Raw genomic sequence first — 20,168 nt, 5'->3', positions numbered from 1 at the left:
CGATACCGGCCTGGCGACAGGGAACTACAGACCTTCAGATCCGAACGGGTTAGCATAGGCCCAATCGCACTGGATCGGCAATTCTTTCACGTTTCTCGAACAACAGAGCGGCAGCACGCTCGCCCCCGTCGCCCTTCCGTGAGAAGAATTGGCACGTAACCAAGGCTGCGGAAAAACCTCCGCTCGTTCTAAAAGATAGGAAGCTCTGTCACCTCTCCGGCCAATTAACATTTCGGCCGTTTTTCGCCGACCTCTTAGCGCGGCACTATCGACATGGGGGGTCAATCTGTCAATAGAATGAACGTCCTTTTTATTACGAAAAGACGTATGAATTGGGTAGTCTGCATCGCTGCGCTACTGTGAGTCAGCCGATATCCGGACGGCGGAATGAGGACTCATCTTGAGCCTCATTCCGCCCGGATTTGAGAGCGCCTTCCGCATCGCAAGCGAGACTGGCCGACACCTGTCAGATTGCTTCCTTCGCCTCCGCGATCATCCTCAATACCTCGTCCGCATGCTCTTTCCGGCAGATGAGCAGGTCGGGGAGATACACGTCGCGCTGGTTATAGACGAGCGGCGAACCGTCGATGCGCGAGCAATGGAGGCCGTGCGCCTGGGCGACGGCGGCCGGGGCCATGCTGTCCCACTCATACTGGCCACCGCTGTGCAGATAGATATCCGCCTGTCCCAGAATCACCGCCATCGCCTTGGCTCCGGCGGAACCCATGGGAACCAGTTCGGCGTTCAGATATTCGGCGACAGCGACCGCTTCCGCTGCGGGCCGGGTCCGCGAAACGACCATGCGCAGCTTGTCCGGCGCCGCGGGAAGCGGACGGGGCTGGTCGGTACGCAGGACGGTGCCGCCGTCCAGACCCGGCAACGCCACCGCGCCGATGCTGGCGACGCCGTCGATGGCCAGGCCCACATGGACCGCCCAATCTGACCGCGCCTCGCCATATTCGCGTGTACCGTCGACCGGATCGACGATCCACACCCGGCTCTTGCCGAGCCGTTCCTCATTGTCCTTTTCCTCTTCGGACAACAGGCCGTCATCGGGCCGCTGCTCGCGCAGCGCATGCACGAGGAACTGGTTGGCGGTCTGATCCCCCGCCTTGCCCAGCGCCTTTGCCCCGAACATGCCCGACGCCCGCACCTCCAGAAGGATGCGGCCCGCCGTTTCGGCCAGATGAACCGCGAGTTCCGCGTCGCTCATCTGGTTCATGGGATCAATCGGGCGATGATGGCATCGGCCGCCTGTTCCGCCGTCATTTCTGCGGTGTCGATGTGGATTTCAGGGTCTTCGGGCGCTTCATAAGGGCTGTCGATCCCGGTGAAGTTCTTGAGTTCGCCCGAACGCGCCTTCTTGTACAGACCCTTGACGTCACGGGCCTCCGCCTCGTTCAGGGAGGTGTCGATATGCACCTCGATGAACTCGCCGGGCTGCATCATCGACCGCACCATGTCGCGCTCCGAACGGAAGGGCGAGATGAAGGCGGTGATGACGACCAGACCAGCATCCGTCATCAGCTTGGCGACTTCGCCCACCCGGCGGATATTTTCCACCCGGTCGGCATCGGTGAAGCCCAGATCCTTGTTGAGACCGTGGCGGACATTATCGCCGTCGAGCAGGAAGGTGTGGCGGTTCATCCGCGCCAGCTTCTTTTCGACAAGGTTGGCGATGGTCGATTTGCCGGCGCCCGAAAGGCCGGTGAACCACAGGACGGCGGGTTTCTGGTTCTTGAGACCGGCGTGGAATTCGCGGGTGACATCCGTCGCCTGCCAATGGACATTCTGCGCGCGGCGCAGGCTGAAGTGCAACATGCCCGCAGCAACCGTGGCGTTGGTGATCTTGTCGACCAGAATAAAGCCGCCCAAGGTCCGGTTGGCCTCATAGGCTTCGAACACGAGTTGCTTGTCGGTCGACAGGTTCGCGACGCCGATGGCGTTGAGATCCAGCGTCTTGGCCGCCAGATGCTCCATCGTATTGACGTTGACCTGATATTTGGGCTGCTGGATCGTCGCGGTGACGGTCTGTGTGCCCATTTTCAGCCAATAGGGGCGGCCGGGCAGCATTTCCTCGTCCGCCATCCACACGATCGTCGACTCGAACTGGTCGGCGGTCTGCGGCGGATTGTCGGCGAGCGCGATGACGTCGCCGCGCGAGCAGTCGATTTCATCCGCGAAGCAGAGCGTGACCGACTGGCCGGCGGTTGCGACATCGAGATCGCCTCCCAGCGTGACGATGCGGCTGATCGTGCTGGTCTTGCCCGAAGGCAGAACGCGCACGGCGTCGCCCGGCCGCACCGTGCCGGTCGCGATCAGGCCTGAAAAGCCGCGGAAGTCGAGATTGGGACGGTTGACCCACTGCACCGGCATGCGGAACGGCTTGTCGGCGTCGGTGGCGCTGTTCACCTCGACGGTTTCGAGATGCTCCATCAGCGATGGGCCCTGATACCAGGGGGTATTCTCGCTCCGGCTGGTGATATTGTCGCCCTTGTAGCCGGAAATCGGCATCGGCACGAAATGATCGATGCCGATCGAACGGGCGAATTCGGTATAGTCCTTCAGGATGCCGTCATAGACCGCCTGGTCGTAATCGACGAGGTCCATCTTGTTGATGGCGAGGACGATATTCTTGATACCGATCAGATGCGCCAGATAGGAGTGGCGGCGCGTCTGGACCAGGATGCCCTTGCGCGCATCGACCAGGATGACGGCGAGGTCGGCGGTGGAGGCGCCGGTCACCATGTTGCGCGTATACTGCTCATGACCGGGGGTGTCGGCGACGATGAACTTGCGCTTTTCGGTGCCGAAGAAGCGGTAGGCCACATCGATGGTGATGCCCTGTTCGCGCTCGGCGGCGAGGCCGTCGACCAGCAGGGCGAAATCGATTTCCTGCCCCTGCGTGCCGACCTTCTTGGAGTCGGCGGCGAGCGCTTCGAGCTGATCTTCGAAGATCATCTTGCTGTCATAGAGCAGGCGGCCGATCAGCGTCGATTTGCCGTCGTCCACCGACCCGCAGGTGATGAAGCGCAGCATCGTCTTGTGCTCGTGCACTTTAAGATATTCGTCGATGTCCTCCGCGATCAGGGCGTCGGTCTTGTAGATCGGGTCTTCGGATTGGGTGAGGGTGTCGGTCATGTCGCTTACCTCGTCGTCCCGCGCGAAGCGGGAATCATATGGTCATGGAAGGTTCGTGTCAGGCGGCGAGTCCCCGGCTTTCGCCGTGGCTGGCGCTCCGTCATCCGCGCGGCGGATGACGGAATGCGTCAGAAATAGCCTTCCTGTTTCTTCTTCTCCATGCCGGCGCCGCCGGCGTCCTTGTCGATGGCCCGGCCTTGCCGTTCCGACGTGGTGGTCAGGAGCGTTTCCTGGATCACCTGAGGCAGCGTCTTGGCCTCGCTTTCGACTGCTCCGGTCAGCGGATAGCAACCCAGCGTCCGGAACCGGATCGAGCGCATCACCGGCTCTTCGCCTGGCTTGAGCGGGAAGCGCTCGTCATCGACCATCAGCAGCATGCCGTCGCGCTCCACGGTGGGGCGCTTGTCGGCGAAATACAGCGGAACGATGGGAACGTCGTTCAGATGGATATACTGCCAGATGTCCAGCTCGGTCCAGTTGCTGATCGGGAAGACGCGGATGCTTTCGCCCTTGTTCTTCTTCGCATTGTAGAGGTTCCACAATTCGGGCCGCTGGTTTTTGGGGTCCCAGCCGTGCGAAGCGGTGCGGAAGGAAAAGATGCGCTCCTTGGCACGGCTCTTTTCCTCGTCGCGGCGCGCGCCGCCGAAGGCCACATCGAAGCCATAAAGGTCGAGCGCCTGCTTCAACCCTTCGGTTTTCCACATGTCGGTGTGCAGCGCGCCATGATCGAACGGGTTGATGCCGCGGTCCTTGGCTTCCTGGTTCTGATAGACCAGCAACTCCATGCCGCTCTCCTGCGCCATGCGATCGCGCAGCTTGTACATTTCCTTGAACTTCCACGTCGTGTCGACATGGAGCAGCGGGAAGGGCGGGGGCGACGGGTAGAATGCCTTGCGGGCAAGATGCAGCATCACCGCGCTGTCCTTGCCCACCGAATACATCATTACCGGCTTTTCAGCCTCCGCGACGACTTCGCGCAGAATGTGAATGCTCTCCGCCTCAAGGCGTTCGAGATGCGTTAATGTGGATTTATCGGTCAATTCAGCCACCCCTCGACACTTCATTTTTCGTTACCACCGCGTCATCGCAGCGGAAGCTTGACCCCAAAGCTCCCATGTGGGAACAAAATGAATGTCGACGCTTTCCGGCTATCAGCGAGAATTGTCGCTTCCGTTGATAAGCGGGATTCACGAGGATCCGCCGTGGACGACATTCATGCGTTCGCTGCTCGAGCAGACTTATGCACGGCGCGCTTTTCTGGTCATAACCCTGGCCAACGCCATGCCGTCGCAGGCGCCGGCGGTCGTTCATATCGCGGCGGGCCGGGCCGCGCATGAGCCTCCACTGGATTTCCAGCGAATCGCCACGATGGGACTAAATCCCTACGGCGCCATGCGTCCTGGGCGGGTTTATGCGCTTGAGGAAATGCTCGATCACAGCGATTCGGCCCAACGCGACCAGCAGCGGGACGCGCTGAATGCCATGGGCGTACATTTTGGCCGCTGGTTACGAATAAGGGCGAGCGGCTTTGCGGACGCATGGGTGCTGCTGGTGCGGGAACGGGAAGATTTCAGCGCCTTTGCTTCCTCGTTGCTGTCCTCCATCGTCCCCCATTTCGCCGCCGCTCTCCAGACCTTCGTTGCGCTTAGCGAGCAGCGGTTATCGTCTGCGATGGCGAACCGGGCATTGGAACGAGCAGGCGTCGGGCAAGTTGCGTTTGATAGCAGCGGCCGGGTCATTTCGGCCGATGCGCTCGCCGAAACGCTTTTGTCCTTCCGCCCGGAAGCGGGGCCGATGGCGGGGCGGAGGCTGCAACTGCGCCCCGATGTCGCGCAGGCGCTCGAGTCCGCATGTGCCGCGCTGGCCAGTGGCTCTAAAGATTTGCGGCGCTTGATCTGCCTCGAAACGCAGCATGATCTGAACATGCTTTTGCGACCGTCCGACCTCAATCTGGGAAAATTCGTACCGCATCCCTCGGTGATCGGCACCCTGAAGATCGGGGTGCGAGAGATGCCGAACGGTGCCGTGCCCATATTGTCAGCGCTATTCGGGCTATCGCATAACGAAGCCTCTCTCGCGCACGGTCTGGCAACGGGAGAATCGATTGGCGAAGCCGGTCGCCGCCTTCACCTCACGGCGGAAACGGCTCGCATATATTCAAAGCGAATCTACGCAAAGACCGGCACGAAGGGGCAGGTCGATCTCGTTCGCGCGATCATGGCCAGTCTGGCGCCATTTGCGTAATGCAGGGGGCGGGGAGGGCGCGCATTAGTGCGCCTGTTCAAACACGCCGGGTGCGGGCTGAAGCAATAGTCTGGCCGCGTCGCGGTTCGCCATGGCGATGGCCGGATCACGCATGGATTGCGCCATCACGATCGAACCATGCATCAGCGATAAAATCTGGACCAGCGCCCTTTCGGGGTCGGCAAGGTTCAGTGGCGCGAGCAGCGCCGCGACGAAGGTGCGCAATCCATCGAAATAAGCGGAGATCGCCCCCTGAACGTCGGGGGAATTGGCTTCCGGGCCGAATTCGGCCATGCCCTTCACGAACGGACAGCCGCGGAATTCCTCGGCCTGAAACGACTCGTCCATCACGTCGAACATGACGAGCACGCGCTCCAGCGGCGAAAGCCCGGCCTGTGCGGTCGCCGTGACCAGCATCTGCATCCAGAGCGCGTTCTTGTTACGCAGATAGGTGGCAACCAGATTGGCCTTGGACGGGAAATGTTTGTAAAACGTCATCTTGGCCACACCGCTTTCGGCGATGATACGATCGATCCCGACCGTGTGGATGCTGAATCGGTAGAACAGGTCTGACGCCGTTTTCACGATCCGCTCGCGTGGCGCGAGGGCGCTGAGCGGCTGGGCGTCCAGATCCATGACATCGAGCACCGCGCATTCCTTTCGTTCGTCCGGGCCAAATTCAGCGCCGCGCCGGCACAGACTGGCCCGCCATTTTTCCGGTTGCAAGAACATACAGGTCTGTATATCTAGCCGCAACATCAAATGTGGAAGGACCCAGCATGAACGCAAAAGTCGTTGTCGTAACCGGTGCAAGCAGCGGTTTCGGAAAGCTTACGGTATTGGAGCTTGCCCGGCGCGGGCATAGCGTCATCGCCACCATGCGCGACGTCGATGGTCGCAACAGCGCGGTACGCAACGAACTGATCGAAGCCGCCAAGGCGGAAGGCCATGTGTTGCAGGTTCTGGAAATGGACGTCGCCGATGACGCATCGGTCAATGCGGCGATCGATCAGGTCGTCAAGCAGCATGGCAAGATCGATGCGCTCATTAACAATGCCGGGTTGATGCCCATCGGCTTGACGGAAGCCTATACGGTCGCCGATGTCGAAAAGCTGTTCGCCGTCAACGTGTTGGGTGCCATCCGCACCGATCGTGCGGTCCTGCCGTACATGCGCGCCGCCAGCAGCGGACTTCTCGTTCAGGTCACGTCCCTGATGGGGCGCTTTGTCATGCCCTTCTTCGGCGTCTATTCCGCGAGCAAATTCGCACTCGAAGCGCTGGCCGAAACCTATCGCTACGAATTGTCGGGCTTCGGGATCGATTCGGTCATCGTCGAGCCGGGTCCGTTCCCGAGCAACCTGATCGCGTCCAGCCCCGAGCCGTCCGACGCCGCCGTCGTGGCGGCCTATGGTGACTTCGCGGCGATCGCCGGCCAGATCAAGGACAATTCCGACCAGTCCCACGATCCCGCCAATCCGCCCCGGCCGCAGCTCGTCGCCGACGCAATCGCAAATCTGGTCGAGGCGACTGAGCGGCGTCCCCTGCGCACGGTCGTCATGCCCGAAGGCCTCGATTTCGGCGTTCAGCAGATCAATGAAGCCGTTGCTCCCATTCAAAATGGCGTCCTCAAGGCCATGGGTATGGAAGGCTTGATCTGACGATGTGTCGGAGGAACGGCAGGCAGGTTCGCGCCCGCCTGCCGTTCCTCACATTATCTCTGCGTAAGGCCGACCGCGCGAGAGTAAGAAACCTCGATATAATTCCGTACCCTTGTTCACGGCCTGAAACTATCTGCGCTCGGTCTCGGCTGCATGGAGATGTCCGGATATTTCGGTGACTCGCAGCAGAGGAAGGGACCAACGATAAGCCATTTGTTGGACGCCACATGCGACCGAGAAATTCTGCCCTGGCCGCGTGACTTTGGCGAGATGCCGATTTTATCCTTGACCCTATCGCGACTTCAGGGCGCATAAGACCGGCGCTCAGGGTCCGAATCGGATCGGGGCAGGGCGCATGAATGTTGTTTGACCAAAAGGGTGACCCGCTCGTGAAACGAGCCGCAAGGAACGATCAACGAGGCGTCCTCATTTCGTTATGATCATCACTCGTGCCATATTCTTTTTCTTTGCCGGGGCCGGGGCGTGATCGCCCGATCCGTTCACCTGCGCGTTCAGCCGCTGCGCCTCATATCGCGATGTGCCTCGGGAAACCTCCTGTGATCGCGTCGCCATGTCTCACGCGCATCTTCGCGACCGGGCGGGTGGGTTTCATGGTTTTCGCGCTGCTTTTGTGTGCGCTTCTGACGAGCGCTTCTGTTCATGCCCAGGAACAGCCCGGACAAAATAATCCTGAATGCAGCATATCGGCACAAGCGGGCATGGCCGACGATGTGTCGATGGAGGACGGCAAGGCTGTGCTGCATGGCGCATGCCATGGCCCGGCCGTCTATCTTGCCGAACGTATCGGCCCGATGCCGCGGTTGTTCCCTATCCTGGACGTGCGCGCGCCTGAACGCATGACGTCGCTCGTCACCCGATCCGCATCGCCTGATCTTCGCCCTCCCAAATCCTGATCGTCTGACCGGCCGCTGTCGCTCGTCCGACAGCCAATCCCCCATGATCAGGACTGATTTGATGAACAGGTTCGTCGCGGCGCTCATTGCCGCATCAACATCCTGCGCCGTTTTCGCGCAGGCCCAAAGCGCTGCGGTCGCCGATCGGGCACCCATTCCGCCGCTTACGCTCGATGACGCAGTGGCTTTGGCGGGCGGTAGCGCACCGGCCGCCGACGCCGCAAAGGCAGGCATCGAGTCCGCGCGCGCGGCGCAGGCGATAGCGGGCCTTCGGCCCAATCCCAGCGTCCAGAGTCAGGTCGAAAATATAGTGGGATCCGGCCCTTATGGCGGCTTCAGCCAAGCTGAAGTCACTGTTGGCCTCAACATCCCGATCGAGCTTGGCGGGAAGCGATCCGCGCGCATCGCGGTGGCCGACGCCCAGACCAATCGGGCGATGCTGGTCGCCGCGATCGCCCAAAGCGACATCCGGCTGCAAGTGACCAGTCTGTATGTCGAGGCGGTGGCGACGGAGCGTCGTCTTGCCACCGCCGCCGATCAGCTCCTTATCGCGCGTGCGGCGTTCCATGCGGCGAAAGTGCGCGTCCAGGCCGGCCGCGCCTCTCCGTTGGAAGAACAGCGCGCCGATGTCGCACGCATCACCGCCGAAGTGGCGCTTGAACGGCAGCAGCGGCTGGCAGAGGCCGCGCGCCGCAATCTGCAACGCCGCATCGGTCGGCCGATCCCAGGTCCGCTCGACACGGGTATGTTGGACCGTCTTCCGGTCAGCACCTCTGGCCCACACGATACGACCGGGGCTGGCACCCTGACGCTGGCGGCGGCCGATGCCGACGTGGCGATCGCTGATGCCGGCGTTGGCGTGGCCAGGTCGCAACGCATGCCGGACGTGACCGTCGGACCCGCGTTTCGCCGGCTGGAGGCGACCAACGACACCGCCGCAGTCTTCAGCCTCTCCGTCCCGATCCCGCTCTTCAATGCCGGGCATGCGGCGGTGGCGCAGGCCAGTGCGGAGCGGACCCGCGCCGAAGCGCAAAGGCGCGCCACCGCCCTTGATGTCGAACAGGCCATCACTGACGCGCAGGCAGAATCGGATAATGCGGCGACGACAGCCCGCGCGGCCAGCGGACCGGCGCTCGCCGCAGCGCAGGAAGCAGCCCGCATCGCGCGCATTGGCTATCGGGAAGGCAAGTTCGGACAATTGGACCTGCGCGATGCCGAGCGAACGCTTGCCGAGACGCGCATTGCCGCGATCGATGCGCTTGCAGCCTATCAAAATGCCAAGGCCCGGTTGGAGCGTCTGACCGCTCCCGTGCCGCACAAGGGGAATTGATCCATGAAGACCAGCATCGCAGCATTGCTGCCGCTCGCTTTGCCCTTTCTGCTCGCAGGTTGCGGCGGCGCGAACATGCCGGGCGATAAAACCGCACCCGGCGAGGAGCATGTGGAAACCTCAGCGGGGCATGAAGAGGGCCTGATCGCGCTTACTGCCCAACAGATCAGCACGGCCGGGATCGAACTGGTCTCTCCCACCATCGGCGGAAGCGCGGGCGCTATCGAATTGCCAGCGACGATCGATGGCGATCCGCAAGCCACCCAGGTCGTATCGGCCGGGATCGGGGGGCGTATCGTGTCGCTCACACGCAATCTGGGCCAGTCCATCGCGCGCGGCGAGACGCTGGCGGTGATCGAGAGTCGAGAGGCCGCTCAGCTCAACGGCGCAATCGAAGCGGCGCAGGCCCGCCTCGCCCTTGCCCAAAGCAATTACGCACGGGAGCGCCGGCTGTTCGCCGAGCGGGTGTCACCCGAACAGGATCTGATCGCCGCGCGCACCGCAGCGACCGAAGCGCGCATCGCCCTGCGGCTCGCCCGCCAGCAGCTTGCGGCGGCCGGTGCCGGTGGCGCCGGTCTGAACCGTATCGCCATCACCGCGCCGATCTCGGGCCAGGTCATCGCCCGCTCCGCGACGCTGGGACAGACGGTGGTGGCGGATGCCGAACTGTTTCGTATCGCCAATCTCGATGCAGTGTTTCTCTCCCTTGCCCTTCAACCAGCGGATGCGGGCCGCGTGAAGCCCGCAGCCACCGTCCGCGTCACGGCGCCCGGCAGACAAGGCACGGCACGGATCAGCTTCGTCTCGCCGGCGCTGGACGCCGATACGCGCCTGGTTCCCGCGCTCGCGCGCCTCGACAACAAAGCGGGCCTGTGGCGGGTCGGCGAGCCGGTCAGCGCTTCGATCCAGCTTGGCGGCGGGGTCGATGGCACGATCCGCGTACCATCGACTGCGGTTCAGACCATCGACGGCAAGGCCGTCGTCTTCGCGCGCGCCGGTAAAGGCTTTCAGGTCATGCCCGTGACGCTCGGCAATCAGGATGGGAACATGGTGGTCGTGACCGGGGGGCTGACCGGCCGCGAAAGGATCGCGGCGCAGAACAGCTTCACCCTCAAATCGGCGCTGGGCGCATCCGAAGCCGGGCATGAGGACTGATCCATGATCGAGCGTATCGTAACGTGGGCCGTGGACCGCCGCTGGCTGGTCCTCCTGCTCACCGCCATCGCCGCAATCGTCGGCGCCGTCAGCCTTTCGCGGTTGCCGATCGACGCCGTCCCCGACATCACCAACAATCAGGTGCAGGTGAACGTCGTCGCGCCCGCGCTATCCCCCGAACTGATTGAAAAGCAGGTCGCTTTTCCGATCGAGACGGCGCTGGCCGGTATCAGGGGGCTGGAAAGCACCCGATCGCTCAGCCGCAACGGCTTTGCCCAGGTCACTGCCATATTCAGCGATGCGACCGACATCTATTTCGCGCGCCAGCAGGTGCAGGAACGGCTGACATCGGCGCAGGAGGCGCTGCCCGGCGGTGTCCGGCCCGAAATGGGACCGATCGCGACCGGGCTGGGTGAGGTCTATATCTGGACCCTCCACTTCGCCGAGCGCGCGCATGACCGGCACAATCCCGGTGAGCCAGGCTTGCAGCCCGATGGCAGCTATATCACGCCCGAGGGCGATCGCCTCGCGAACGAGGCCGACAAGGCGACCTATCTCCACACCGTTCAGGACTGGATCGTGGCGCCGCAGATCAAGTCGGTCGATGGGGTGGCGGGCATCGATTCCCTCGGTGGCTACGAGAAGGAATATCTCGTCGTCGCGGATGTTCAGAAGCTGGCGGCCCTGCGCCTCAGCCTGTCCGACCTCGCCACTGCGCTCGAACGGAACAACGTCGCGACGGGGGGCGGGACCGTCAATCGTAATGGCGAAGGGCTGGCCGTACGCGCCGACGCCCGCATCCTCAGCCTTGCCCAGCTTCGCGATCGTGTGATCCTGTCCCGCGAAGGAGTCCCGATCACCTTGGGTCAGGTCGCGCAAGTGCGTCTGGGGCAAGGGCTTCGCATGGGCGCCGGATCCGAAAATGGCCGCGAGGTCATCACCGGCACCGCGATCATGCGGATCGGCGAGAACAGCCGTACCGTCTCGTCGGGTGTAGATGCCAAACTGAGGCAGATCGCGCCCTCGCTCCCCCGCGACATTGTGGTCGAGCCGGTGCTGGACCGTACCAGACTGGTCGATGCGACCATCACCACGGTCGTCTGCAATCTCGCCGAAGGGGCGTTGCTGGTCATTGCGGTGCTGTTCCTGCTGCTCGGCAATTTCCGCGCGGCGATGATCGCGGCGCTGGTGATCCCGATCACGATGCTGCTGACCGGCTTTGGCATGTTGCGCTTTGGTGTTTCCGCCAATCTGATGAGCCTGGGTGCTCTGGATTTCGGTCTTATCGTCGATGGTGCGGTCATCATCGTGGAAAACGCGCTGCGCCGGATCGCCGATCACCAGCATCGTGAAGGCAGGATGCTGACGGTTTCCGAACGCCTCGAAACGGTCGCGGCAGCGGCGCGGGAGATGATCCGCCCGAGCGTATATGGGCAGGCGATCGTCATGATCGTCTATGTGCCATTGCTCACGCTGACGGGGGTAGAGGGGCGCACGTTCGAGCCGATGGCGATGACGGTTCTCATCGCGCTTGCTTTCGCCTTCATTCTCTCCCTGACCTTCGTTCCGGCCACCATCGCCATCTGCCTGTCCAGGCGGGTGGAGGAAAAAGAGAACCGCATCGTCGGCTGGCTCCGCCAGCGCTACGAGCCGGGCCTGGATCGGGCCATGCAGTGGCCCAGGACGATGATCGGCATCGCGTTGGGCGCCCTTGCCTTGGGCGGGATCGCCTTCGCCACGCTCGGGCAGGAGTTCCTTCCGCAACTGGACGAAGGCGACGTGCTGGTCTCGGCCTTCCGTGTGGCCGGTACATCGGTCGAACAGAGCCAGAAGATGCAGGCGCAAATCGATCGCGCCCTTTCCGGCATGCCCGAAATCAGGACCGTTTTTTCACGCACCGGCACGGCGGAGGTCGCGGCGGACCCCATGCCGCCCAACGCCACCGATATCTTCATCATGCTCAAGCCGCGCGATGAATGGCCCGATCCTTCCGAGCGGAAAGCGGCTGTGGTCGAACGGATCGAAGCGCGGCTCGCGCAGGTGCCGGGTCATGCCTATGAGGTGACGCAACCGATCCAGATGCGGTTCAACGAACTCATCGCCGGCGTCCGCTCCGATGTGGCGGTGAAGATATTTGGCGAGGATTTTGGCGAGATGAATGCCACCGCCAGCTGCATCGCCGCCGTGCTGCGGCGCATACCGGGCGCGCAGGATGTGAAAGTCGAACAGACAGAGGGCCTTCCCATGCTCGACATTGCCTACGATCAGGATCGCGCGAGCCGCATCGGTGTGACCGCTCAGGATGTCACCGACACGGTGGCGATTGCGGTCGGCGGGCGTGAGGCCGGGCGCATCTATGAAGGCGACCGCAGTTTCCCCGTGGTCATCCGCCTTGCCGACGCCACCCGCGCCAATCTGGAAGCATTGGGCCACACTCCGGTGGCGACGCCCGCCGGATCGTTCGTACCGCTGGCCAGCGTTGCCGACATTGGCGTTGTCGATGGTCCTAACCAGATCAGCCGCGAAAACGGCAAACGCCGCGTCGTGGTTCAGGCCAACGTCCGGGGCCGCGACGTGTCGAGCGTCGTTGCCGAAGCGCAGGCCGCGATCGAGAAGGATGTGGCGCTTCCGGCGGGCATCTGGCTGACGTGGGGCGGGCAGTTCGAAAATCTGGCGTCCGCGCGCGATCGTCTGGCGATCGTGGTGCCGGCCTGCTTCGCTCTGATCCTGCTGCTGCTCTACGGCGCCCTGAAAAGCGTGCGCGACGCCGCCATCGTGTTCACCGGCGTTCCACTCGCGCTGGTGGGCGGCGCGCTCGCGCTTCTGCTGCGCGGCATGCCTTTTTCGATCTCGGCAGCCGTGGGATTTATCGCCTTGTCCGGCATCGCGGTGCTGAACGGACTTGTGATGCTGACGTCGATCCAGCAACTGGTCGAGGAGGGGCGTGATGCGGCTGCGGCGGCTCGAGACGGGGCGCTCGCCCGCTTGCGTCCGGTGGCCATGACCGCGCTGGTGGCGAGCCTCGGATTCTTGCCCATGGCGCTTGGACATGGCGCCGGCGCCGAAGTGCAAAAGCCCCTGGCGACAGTCGTTATCGGCGGGCTGATGTCTGCGACGCTGCTCACATTGTTCGTCTTGCCCACGCTCTATGCCCGCTTTGGTCGCGATCGCGGCCGCGCGGGCATCGGGGAAGGCTGTCCGCGCAAGACGCCGGACGCATCCTGCGGGCGCGCGCCGAGCGTCCCTTTGCCGACATCGCCGATCTCTGGCGACGATCGGGGGTAAAGCTGGCGGCGCTGGAAAAGCTGGCCCAGGCCGACCTGACGCCGCTGCTGCGTCAGGTGGGCGATATCGACATGCCGAGGCTCGTCTCACCGGGCGACGCCGCGACCTATCCCGGCGCGCCCGACCGGGGCGACCGCGGATGGCGACCGCAGGTGCGGTCCGACTGGCATTGGAAAGGCGAGGACGACCTGATCCCCATCAAAAGCCATGATTTTCATTAGGATATGCGATGTAGACAAATAGATTAGAGGCGAGCTTTCCAAGTGTCGTCCGGATATTAATGGTCTGCCATCGCGCTACCCAAAATGTGCGCGGAACCTTCTTCACAGCGGGGCCTTATCTGAAAATATGGCGCGACCCACCCCATTTAGTCTGGCTTTCGATAGCTGGATGCTCGGCCTGGACGCCTCGATGGTCATTGGCCAGCGCCTGTCCCGGCTCATGGCGGGCGACGCCGCGGCCGTCAGGGAGGCCCAACTGATGGTAACGGAGAAGGTGGCCGCCGTAGCGATGCTGCAATGGAAGGCGATGACAGGTGATTTGGGGCACACATCGCCGCAGATTCTCGATGCCTCGCTGCGGCATTACCGGAATGCCGTCCGCAAAAACCAGCGCCGTCTGTCGCGTATCAAGAAGCCGTCCTGACCTTGCTGTCCGGCAGACGATACTGCGTCGTCGCGGTTCTTCGTTCCGACAGTCGCCCCGATCCAACGGCATGCCGCAACATGTAGGATGATCGGCCCGGAAGGCATGGCTTAATCGCGATCGACACCCTATTTCGCATTTCATGAATATCGGTTCATATTTTCGGCTCGAAGGCGTCCTGCTGGCGGGCGCGGTCAGCTTCTATGTGCAGGCGCGCGATGGTGCGCTCTGGGAGATCGGCAAGCTCAAGAATGTGCGCCACCTCCTCCAGGGCCATGTCGTCGTCGAAGGGATAAGGACTGGCGCAGAGGCGATGGCGGTCAACTGGATCGAGGCGATCGAACCGCTGCCGAAGGTTTTGCTTCGCGCGATGTGACGATCGTTGAAAGCGGACGGAATTTTCCGGAAGTCGACCCGCTCAAGGCAGGCGGAAAGCCGTTGGATCGCCATCGCTGAACAGAGGAGCGCGGGTGTCTAACCCGTCTAAATCCTAAGTCTCGCTGTACTTCACGCACCAGATCGACAGCATCACCATGACGGTCGAGCTTTAAGGGCGATCATCATGCCAACACGCTACTCATGCTATCAGCCCGACGGCCGCGCAGAATCTGCATATATTTTCAGAACCGCCAGAAAAAAACACGGCCCCTGCTTCCAGGCGCCGTGTTTCATTTTCAGCATTCACAAACCGCCGAAGATCGGCCGTTAGAAGGCATATTCCACACGCAGGCCGTAAGTGCGCGGCCGGGCGGCGTTGTGATAAACGCCAAAGGTCGTGTCGGTCTGAATGAACGAGACATATTTCTTGTTGAAGACGTTGACGGCGTAGAAGCCGATCCGGAGATTCTGTCCGGGCGGGCTGATGTAGCCGGACGCGTTCACAAGGAAGCGGCTGCCGTCGCGATCGGCCTGCAATTCGCCGCCAGCGCCCGGCGTATACAAGACCGACGAGCGATATTGCGCAATGCCGGAGAGCGATCCGGTCCACGACCCGATCGGGAATTCGTAGCTCGCGTTGAACGAACCCGACCAGTCGGGCGCCTGTGGCGGGGGAGTGCCGGTAAGATCGGTATAGCAACGGCTCAACGTCGGGAGTAGCGGGCCCTCGTTGCCATCATTGATGGTAGGGTTATAGCAGGCGATCGCGGCGTTGAGATAAGGCTTGAAACGGGCATGCTGCCATGCGCCGGTGAAGCCAAGCGTCAGGCCTTCGGTCGGTACGACCTGCGCCTCGACTTCGACGCCATAGTTTTCCAGCGCACCCGCATTGGCTGTTATCGTGCCACCCGACTGCAAATCGATCGTCTGGGTCTGCAAGTTTTTGTTCTTGAAGTAGAAAGCAGCCGCATTCAGGCGAACCTTGTTGTCGAACAGCGATTGCTTGATGCCGACTTCGTGGCTGAAGATCTTCTCCGCCTTCACAGGTTCGATGACGCCGAAGATCGGCCCTGGGAAGCCGCCGGCCTTGAAGCCGCGCGTGAAGCTGTAATACACATTGGTCGGCCCGTTATTCCAGGCGAGTACGAAACGCGGCGTGAAGGCGCGCTGGGAGTCGCTCAGACCGAATGCAAAGCCGGTTGTGAACATAACATCCGCAGACCGTTCTTCATAGGTATAGCGTCCACCGAACGTCGCCTTGAGGTGGTCGTTGAACTGAAGATATCCCTCGGCAAAGGCCGCGAAAGACTTCGTCCTTGCGGTATTATTGGCGCCGAATGCGGTGTCCGCCGTGAGGCCGGTGCCGCCAAGACCCAGGGCCGGATCACCCACGAAACGGGTGTTGAAAATGCCCTTGTCGTCGAGATAGCTGAGGCCGAACAGATAGTTGAACATCCCGTCCAGCTTGGAGCTGACCTGGAGGTCCTGGGTGTAGGAGCGCCCGCCCGACTGCGGCACGGCGAATTCGAAACCGGGCACCTGGGTCAGGTCCGCATCGCCGGCGCTGTTGCGCGTCTTCTGCTTGCGATAGGTGGTCGTGCTGCTCAATTCGAAACTATCGAAGTCGAAGTTCATCTTGAGCGTAGCGCCGTAGAATTTGGTCCTGACCGGCTGCATCTGGACGACGGTTTCGGTGTCGAACAGGTTGGCGGCGTTGGGACCTACCGAACCCGGGAACAGGACGCAGGCATAGCAGGTGTTGTCGTTGCGCTCCAGCGACTGGAGCGGCCCCAGGCGATAGGCGGTATCATAATATTCGCCGCCCAGAACGATGTCGGCGTTGCCGGGAGTCCAGCGCAATTTCCCGCGCGCGCTGTAAGTGCGGCCGCCACCGGCCTTGCCGCCGGTGATCAGATTGCGGACATAGCCGCCATCATGCTTGTAGGTCGCGCTCCCACGGAAAGCGAGATCTTCGCCCAGCGGGATATTGATCATGCCGTTCAGCTGCTGATGATCGAGATTGCCATATTCGGCCCGCATCCGACCTTCGAACTTGTTCGTCGGATCGGCGCTGTTGATGATGATGACGCCGCCGGTTGCGTTGCGGCCATAGAGCGTACCCTGCGGCCCGCGCAGCACCTGGATGCTGCCGATATCGAAATTGTCGACGATCTCGTTAACGGTCAGGGTGCGGGTCAGGTAAGCGCCGTCCTCATAGACCGCGACCGGCGATTCCAGGCCGACGGATACGAAGTCCACGCCGATGCCGCGAATGCGCGCGGTGAAAAAGCCGTTCGTCGTCGTGAAGCTGGCGCCCGGCGTAACGGCCGCGATGTCCTTGATTTCGGTCAGGCCGAGGCTTTGCACGGCTTCGGCCGTGACCGCCGTGACCGCGATCGGGGTCTGTTGCAGATTTTCCGACTTGCGCTGGGCGGTGACGATGATTTCACCGATCTAGCCGGCGCTATCATTGCCCGAAGCGGCTTGCGCATCGGCCGTTCCAGCCGTCGTCTGCGCATAGCTGGTAGAAGCAAGCATCGCGCTCAACGCGACAGCCACAGGCCCCAATTTCCTCATGCAATCCTCCCGGTAATTTTTGTTAGACACTTCTCCGCCTTTGGCGGATAAACCATATTTAAGGTTGTTGCCTGACTTCCTATGGCCAACATGCCGACGCCGCAAGATGCAAATTCGGGCCGATGACAATAATGCTGGAGACTGTGATAATTATGCACTTTAGCTAATGTTGGCATCGACAGGGTACGCGGATTTCAGCCTGTCGAGCCGGCCCTGGACGCCCGGCGGCGCTGAATATCTACTAACGATTATAAAGAGAGGGCGCGGCCAGGATTGTGCGGCGCTCCGGTCGAGGAGAGAACATTGGACGCATCCGAACTTATGCGCGCCGCTTCCGCGCAGACTGGCCTGAATGATTTTGGTCCCGACGATTTCCGCGAGGGCTTTTCCCTTCTGGTCGATGCGATCGATCGCGAGGCCCAGATCCGCGATGGTTGCCGGGCAAAACTGGAATGGAAATTCGTCAACCTGCTGGCGCAACGGCTGTGGTTCGCCAGGGATATGCAGGACCATCCGGAAATCGCCCGCGAGCGCATCCGTTCGCCCCTCATCATTCTGTCTCTGCCACGCACGGGCAGCACCAAACTCCATCGCCTGCTTGGCGCGACGGGCGATTTTCAGACGCTGAATTTCTGGCAGACGATGCGGTTCGCGCGCGTGCCGGGCGCGCCGGATGGGGGCGTGGCGCAGCGGATCGCCGAGGCGAAGGATTATGAGGCATGGATTTACGCCCAGTCGCCCGCGATGCTCATCGGCCATCCGCTGCATGCCGAAGAGCCGGAGGAAGAATGTTATCTGATGGAGGCAACCTATCGCCATCCCACCATATTCGGCCATTATGATGTGCCGACCTTTGCCGCATGGATCGCCAACGCGGATCTGAAACCGGCCTATGATTATCTCGTGTCGGTCATCCAGTATCTGCAATGGCAAAATGGGTCGCCCAACAAGCCGTGGCTGTTCAAGGACCCCAATCATCTGGGTCAGGAAGATTATCTGACGGCGGCCTATGACAACCCCCGCTTCATCGTCACCCATCGTGACCCGGTGAAGTGCGTGCCCTCGGTGACGAGCACGGTGATGGCGAACAGGGCCATATATTCCGATCTCGACAACAGACATGCTTTCGCCGACAAAATGCTGGGCCACCTGTCGTCGGCGGCTGACCGCCATATGGAATGGCGGGCGCGTAATCCGCATATCGAGATACTGGACCTGTCCTTTGCCGATGTGGTCAAGGATGGTCAGGCGGCCGCGCGCAAGGTGTACGACTTTGCCGGCCTGACCCTGACACCGGAGGCGCTGTCGGCGGTCCGGCAATGGGAAGCCGACAACCCCAAGGGCAAGCATGGCGAACCCAAATATTCCGCGGAGGAAGTGGGCAGCACCGACGAGGAAATCCGGCGCACCTTTGCCCGCTACACCGATGCATTCGGTGCCTATCTTTGACGCAATCCGATTTCTAATTTTCTGGAGAGTCCCATGGTGAATTATGCCTTCAAACCGGAAGATCGTCCGCAGGAATGGAGCCTCGATTACAGCAAGCGCGACCATGAGATCGTCGATTACCAATATTATGAACTGGAGGGGATTTCCGGCGTCAAGTTTCGCGGCCCTCCATTGCCTGCCGATGTTCTGGAGAGCGGCAATTATTTCACATGTCTTGGCGGCGCGCAGGCGAACGGCATCTTCGTCAAGGACACGTTCGGCGACATCCTTGCCGACCGCATCGGCCTGCCTGTGCTGAATCTCAGCGTGGGCGGTGGCGGCGCCGGATTTTATCTACAGGCGCCGGGGCTGCTGAACCTCGTGAACGGGGGCCGCTTCACCATCGTTCAGGTCATGACCGCCCGGACCGAGCCGAATGCGCGCTTTGGCCCTTATGGCTTTGTCGAGGCGCTGTGGGACATTCAGAACGGCCAGCAGATTTCCACGATGGAAGCGTGGATGAACATCTTCAACGAAGAGCGGGCGCTGGCCCCGACCTATGTCGCGCAAAGTCAGGAAAATTGGGTGCGGCGATATCAGGAGCTGGCCGGGAAAATCCATGTCCCCAAAATCCTTTTCTATTTTTCGGACAAGGACCCCGCCGAGCCGATCGATTATGAAGCATCCGATATGATGAGCATCATCGGCCGGTTCCCGCAATTCGTGGACTTAGCCAGCCTGGATGCGATCCGGCCGCTGTTCGACGCCTATGCGCAATGCGGGAGCACGCGCAATTATGGCTATCCGCTCGTCAGCCGCTTTACCGGCGAACCCGTGGAGGTCGATGGCGGCACCATGGCCGCCTATGCTGCGGGTATGAAATGGAGCACAAACCATTATTACCCATCCCCGGAAATGCACGAGGATGCCGCGGATGCGCTGGCCGACGCGGTGTCCCGCTTCAGCCCCGCCCGCTAAAGGCGTTTCAGGGACCCGACAGGAAGGATGTTACGATCATGCAAAAACTGATGATGTTCATGAAGCGGAAGGAAGGCATGTCCTTCGAGGATTTTCGCGCCCATTATGAAAATGTGCACATCCCCGGCGTCGCGAAATGGGTGGGGCATTTGTTCAGCGCGTCGTCCCGCTATTATCCGCAGAACCATATCAACCTCTATGTCGGCCGCCCCGATGCCGATCAGGCGCCGCAGGATGATGGCGGCATCGATTATGACGCGGTGTCGGTCTATACCATCCGGGACGAAGCGGCGCTGGGCGAGCTGCTCCGTATTGCCGCAGATCCGGAATTCACGCGCTGGGCGACGGAGGACGAGGCGAATTTCGCCGATCGCGCGCGGTCGCGGCAGACCCTTGCCGAAGAAATCACGCTGCCCGGCATGAGCTGACGCCTTC

At 61.8% G+C, this 20,168-nt stretch carries 17 protein-coding genes; 12 read left to right on the top strand and 5 right to left on the bottom strand.

The window, feature by feature from the left end; translation table 11 throughout:
- Positions 1-466 precede the first annotated feature (466 nt).
- The 3 genes from ACODSN_RS13850 to cysD form a co-directional block, all read right to left on the bottom strand.
- Entirely contained in the window at positions 467-1,213 is a 747-nt protein-coding gene (locus ACODSN_RS13850; protein ID WP_489056074.1) for a 3'(2'),5'-bisphosphate nucleotidase CysQ, read from the bottom strand.
- A 5-nt stretch (positions 1,214-1,218) separates the two neighbouring features.
- Positions 1,219-3,141 carry a sulfate adenylyltransferase subunit CysN gene (gene cysN, locus ACODSN_RS13845; RefSeq protein WP_489056073.1) on the bottom strand — a complete coding sequence of 641 codons (1,923 nt, stop codon included), beginning with the start codon at positions 3,139-3,141 and terminating at the stop codon, positions 1,219-1,221.
- A 128-nt stretch (positions 3,142-3,269) separates the two neighbouring features.
- Positions 3,270-4,205: a sulfate adenylyltransferase subunit CysD gene (cysD, locus tag ACODSN_RS13840; protein ID WP_489056072.1), complete on the bottom strand. Its 936-nt coding sequence runs from the start codon at positions 4,203-4,205 to the stop codon at positions 3,270-3,272.
- A gap of 151 nt (positions 4,206-4,356) precedes the next feature.
- On the opposite strand from cysD, the gene ACODSN_RS13835 reads away from it, so the two are divergent.
- Entirely contained in the window at positions 4,357-5,385 is a 1,029-nt protein-coding gene (locus ACODSN_RS13835; RefSeq protein ID WP_489056071.1) for a helix-turn-helix transcriptional regulator, read from the top strand.
- Positions 5,386-5,409: 24 nt separating this feature from the next.
- Here the strand turns inward: ACODSN_RS13835 and ACODSN_RS13830 are convergent, their stop codons facing one another.
- Positions 5,410-6,033 carry a TetR/AcrR family transcriptional regulator gene (locus ACODSN_RS13830; RefSeq protein ID WP_489056070.1) on the bottom strand — a complete coding sequence of 208 codons (624 nt, stop codon included), beginning with the start codon at positions 6,031-6,033 and terminating at the stop codon, positions 5,410-5,412.
- A 131-nt stretch (positions 6,034-6,164) separates the two neighbouring features.
- Between ACODSN_RS13830 and ACODSN_RS13825 the strand changes: the two genes are divergently transcribed.
- From ACODSN_RS13825 to ACODSN_RS13790, 8 genes are all read left to right on the top strand, one after another.
- Entirely contained in the window at positions 6,165-7,043 is an 879-nt protein-coding gene (locus ACODSN_RS13825; protein ID WP_489056069.1) for an SDR family oxidoreductase, read from the top strand.
- Positions 7,044-7,600: 557 nt separating this feature from the next.
- Complete coding sequence (locus tag ACODSN_RS13820; protein WP_489056068.1) at positions 7,601-7,957, top strand: hypothetical protein; 357 nt, start codon at positions 7,601-7,603, stop codon at positions 7,955-7,957.
- 61 nt (positions 7,958-8,018) lie between these two features.
- On the top strand, positions 8,019-9,287 hold the full coding sequence (locus tag ACODSN_RS13815; protein ID WP_489056067.1) for a TolC family protein: 1,269 nt from the start codon (positions 8,019-8,021) through the stop codon (positions 9,285-9,287).
- A 3-nt stretch (positions 9,288-9,290) separates the two neighbouring features.
- Positions 9,291-10,442, top strand: a complete 1,152-nt coding sequence (locus ACODSN_RS13810; protein WP_489056066.1) for an efflux RND transporter periplasmic adaptor subunit — start codon at positions 9,291-9,293, stop codon at positions 10,440-10,442.
- 3 nt (positions 10,443-10,445) lie between these two features.
- The gene (locus ACODSN_RS13805; RefSeq protein ID WP_489056065.1) at positions 10,446-13,727 is read left to right on the top strand and encodes an efflux RND transporter permease subunit; all 3,282 of its coding nucleotides are present in this window, start codon (positions 10,446-10,448) and stop codon (positions 13,725-13,727) included.
- Positions 13,637-13,948 carry a helix-hairpin-helix domain-containing protein gene (locus tag ACODSN_RS13800; RefSeq protein ID WP_489056109.1) on the top strand — a complete coding sequence of 104 codons (312 nt, stop codon included), beginning with the start codon at positions 13,637-13,639 and terminating at the stop codon, positions 13,946-13,948. Before ACODSN_RS13805 ends, ACODSN_RS13800 begins: the two co-directional genes overlap by 91 nt.
- Before the next feature lie 169 nt (positions 13,949-14,117).
- Positions 14,118-14,372, top strand: coding sequence for a hypothetical protein (locus ACODSN_RS13795; protein ID WP_489056064.1), 255 nt, complete (start codon positions 14,118-14,120; stop codon positions 14,370-14,372).
- A gap of 142 nt (positions 14,373-14,514) precedes the next feature.
- Positions 14,515-14,748 (top strand): DUF5818 domain-containing protein, encoded by a 234-nt coding sequence (locus ACODSN_RS13790; RefSeq protein WP_489056063.1) that lies wholly within the window; start codon positions 14,515-14,517, stop codon positions 14,746-14,748.
- Between the two features lie 329 nt (positions 14,749-15,077).
- On the opposite strand, the gene ACODSN_RS13785 is transcribed toward ACODSN_RS13790, so the two are convergent.
- Positions 15,078-17,162, bottom strand: a complete 2,085-nt coding sequence (locus ACODSN_RS13785; protein ID WP_489056108.1) for a TonB-dependent receptor — start codon at positions 17,160-17,162, stop codon at positions 15,078-15,080.
- Positions 17,163-17,630: 468 nt separating this feature from the next.
- On the opposite strand from ACODSN_RS13785, the gene ACODSN_RS13780 reads away from it, so the two are divergent.
- From ACODSN_RS13780 to ACODSN_RS13770, 3 genes are read left to right on the top strand one after another with little or no spacing between them, the layout of a single operon-like run.
- Complete coding sequence (locus tag ACODSN_RS13780; RefSeq protein WP_489056062.1) at positions 17,631-18,776, top strand: sulfotransferase family protein; 1,146 nt, start codon at positions 17,631-17,633, stop codon at positions 18,774-18,776.
- Between the two features lie 33 nt (positions 18,777-18,809).
- On the top strand, positions 18,810-19,733 hold the full coding sequence (locus ACODSN_RS13775; RefSeq protein ID WP_489056061.1) for a DUF6473 family protein: 924 nt from the start codon (positions 18,810-18,812) through the stop codon (positions 19,731-19,733).
- Between the two features lie 38 nt (positions 19,734-19,771).
- The gene (locus ACODSN_RS13770) at positions 19,772-20,161 is read left to right on the top strand and encodes an EthD domain-containing protein (RefSeq protein WP_489056060.1); all 390 of its coding nucleotides are present in this window, start codon (positions 19,772-19,774) and stop codon (positions 20,159-20,161) included.
- Positions 20,162-20,168: the final 7 nt, after the last annotated feature.

The organism is Sphingobium sp. FG11, assembly GCF_057809915.1.
This window is presented reverse-complemented; position numbering and strand designations above follow the sequence as displayed.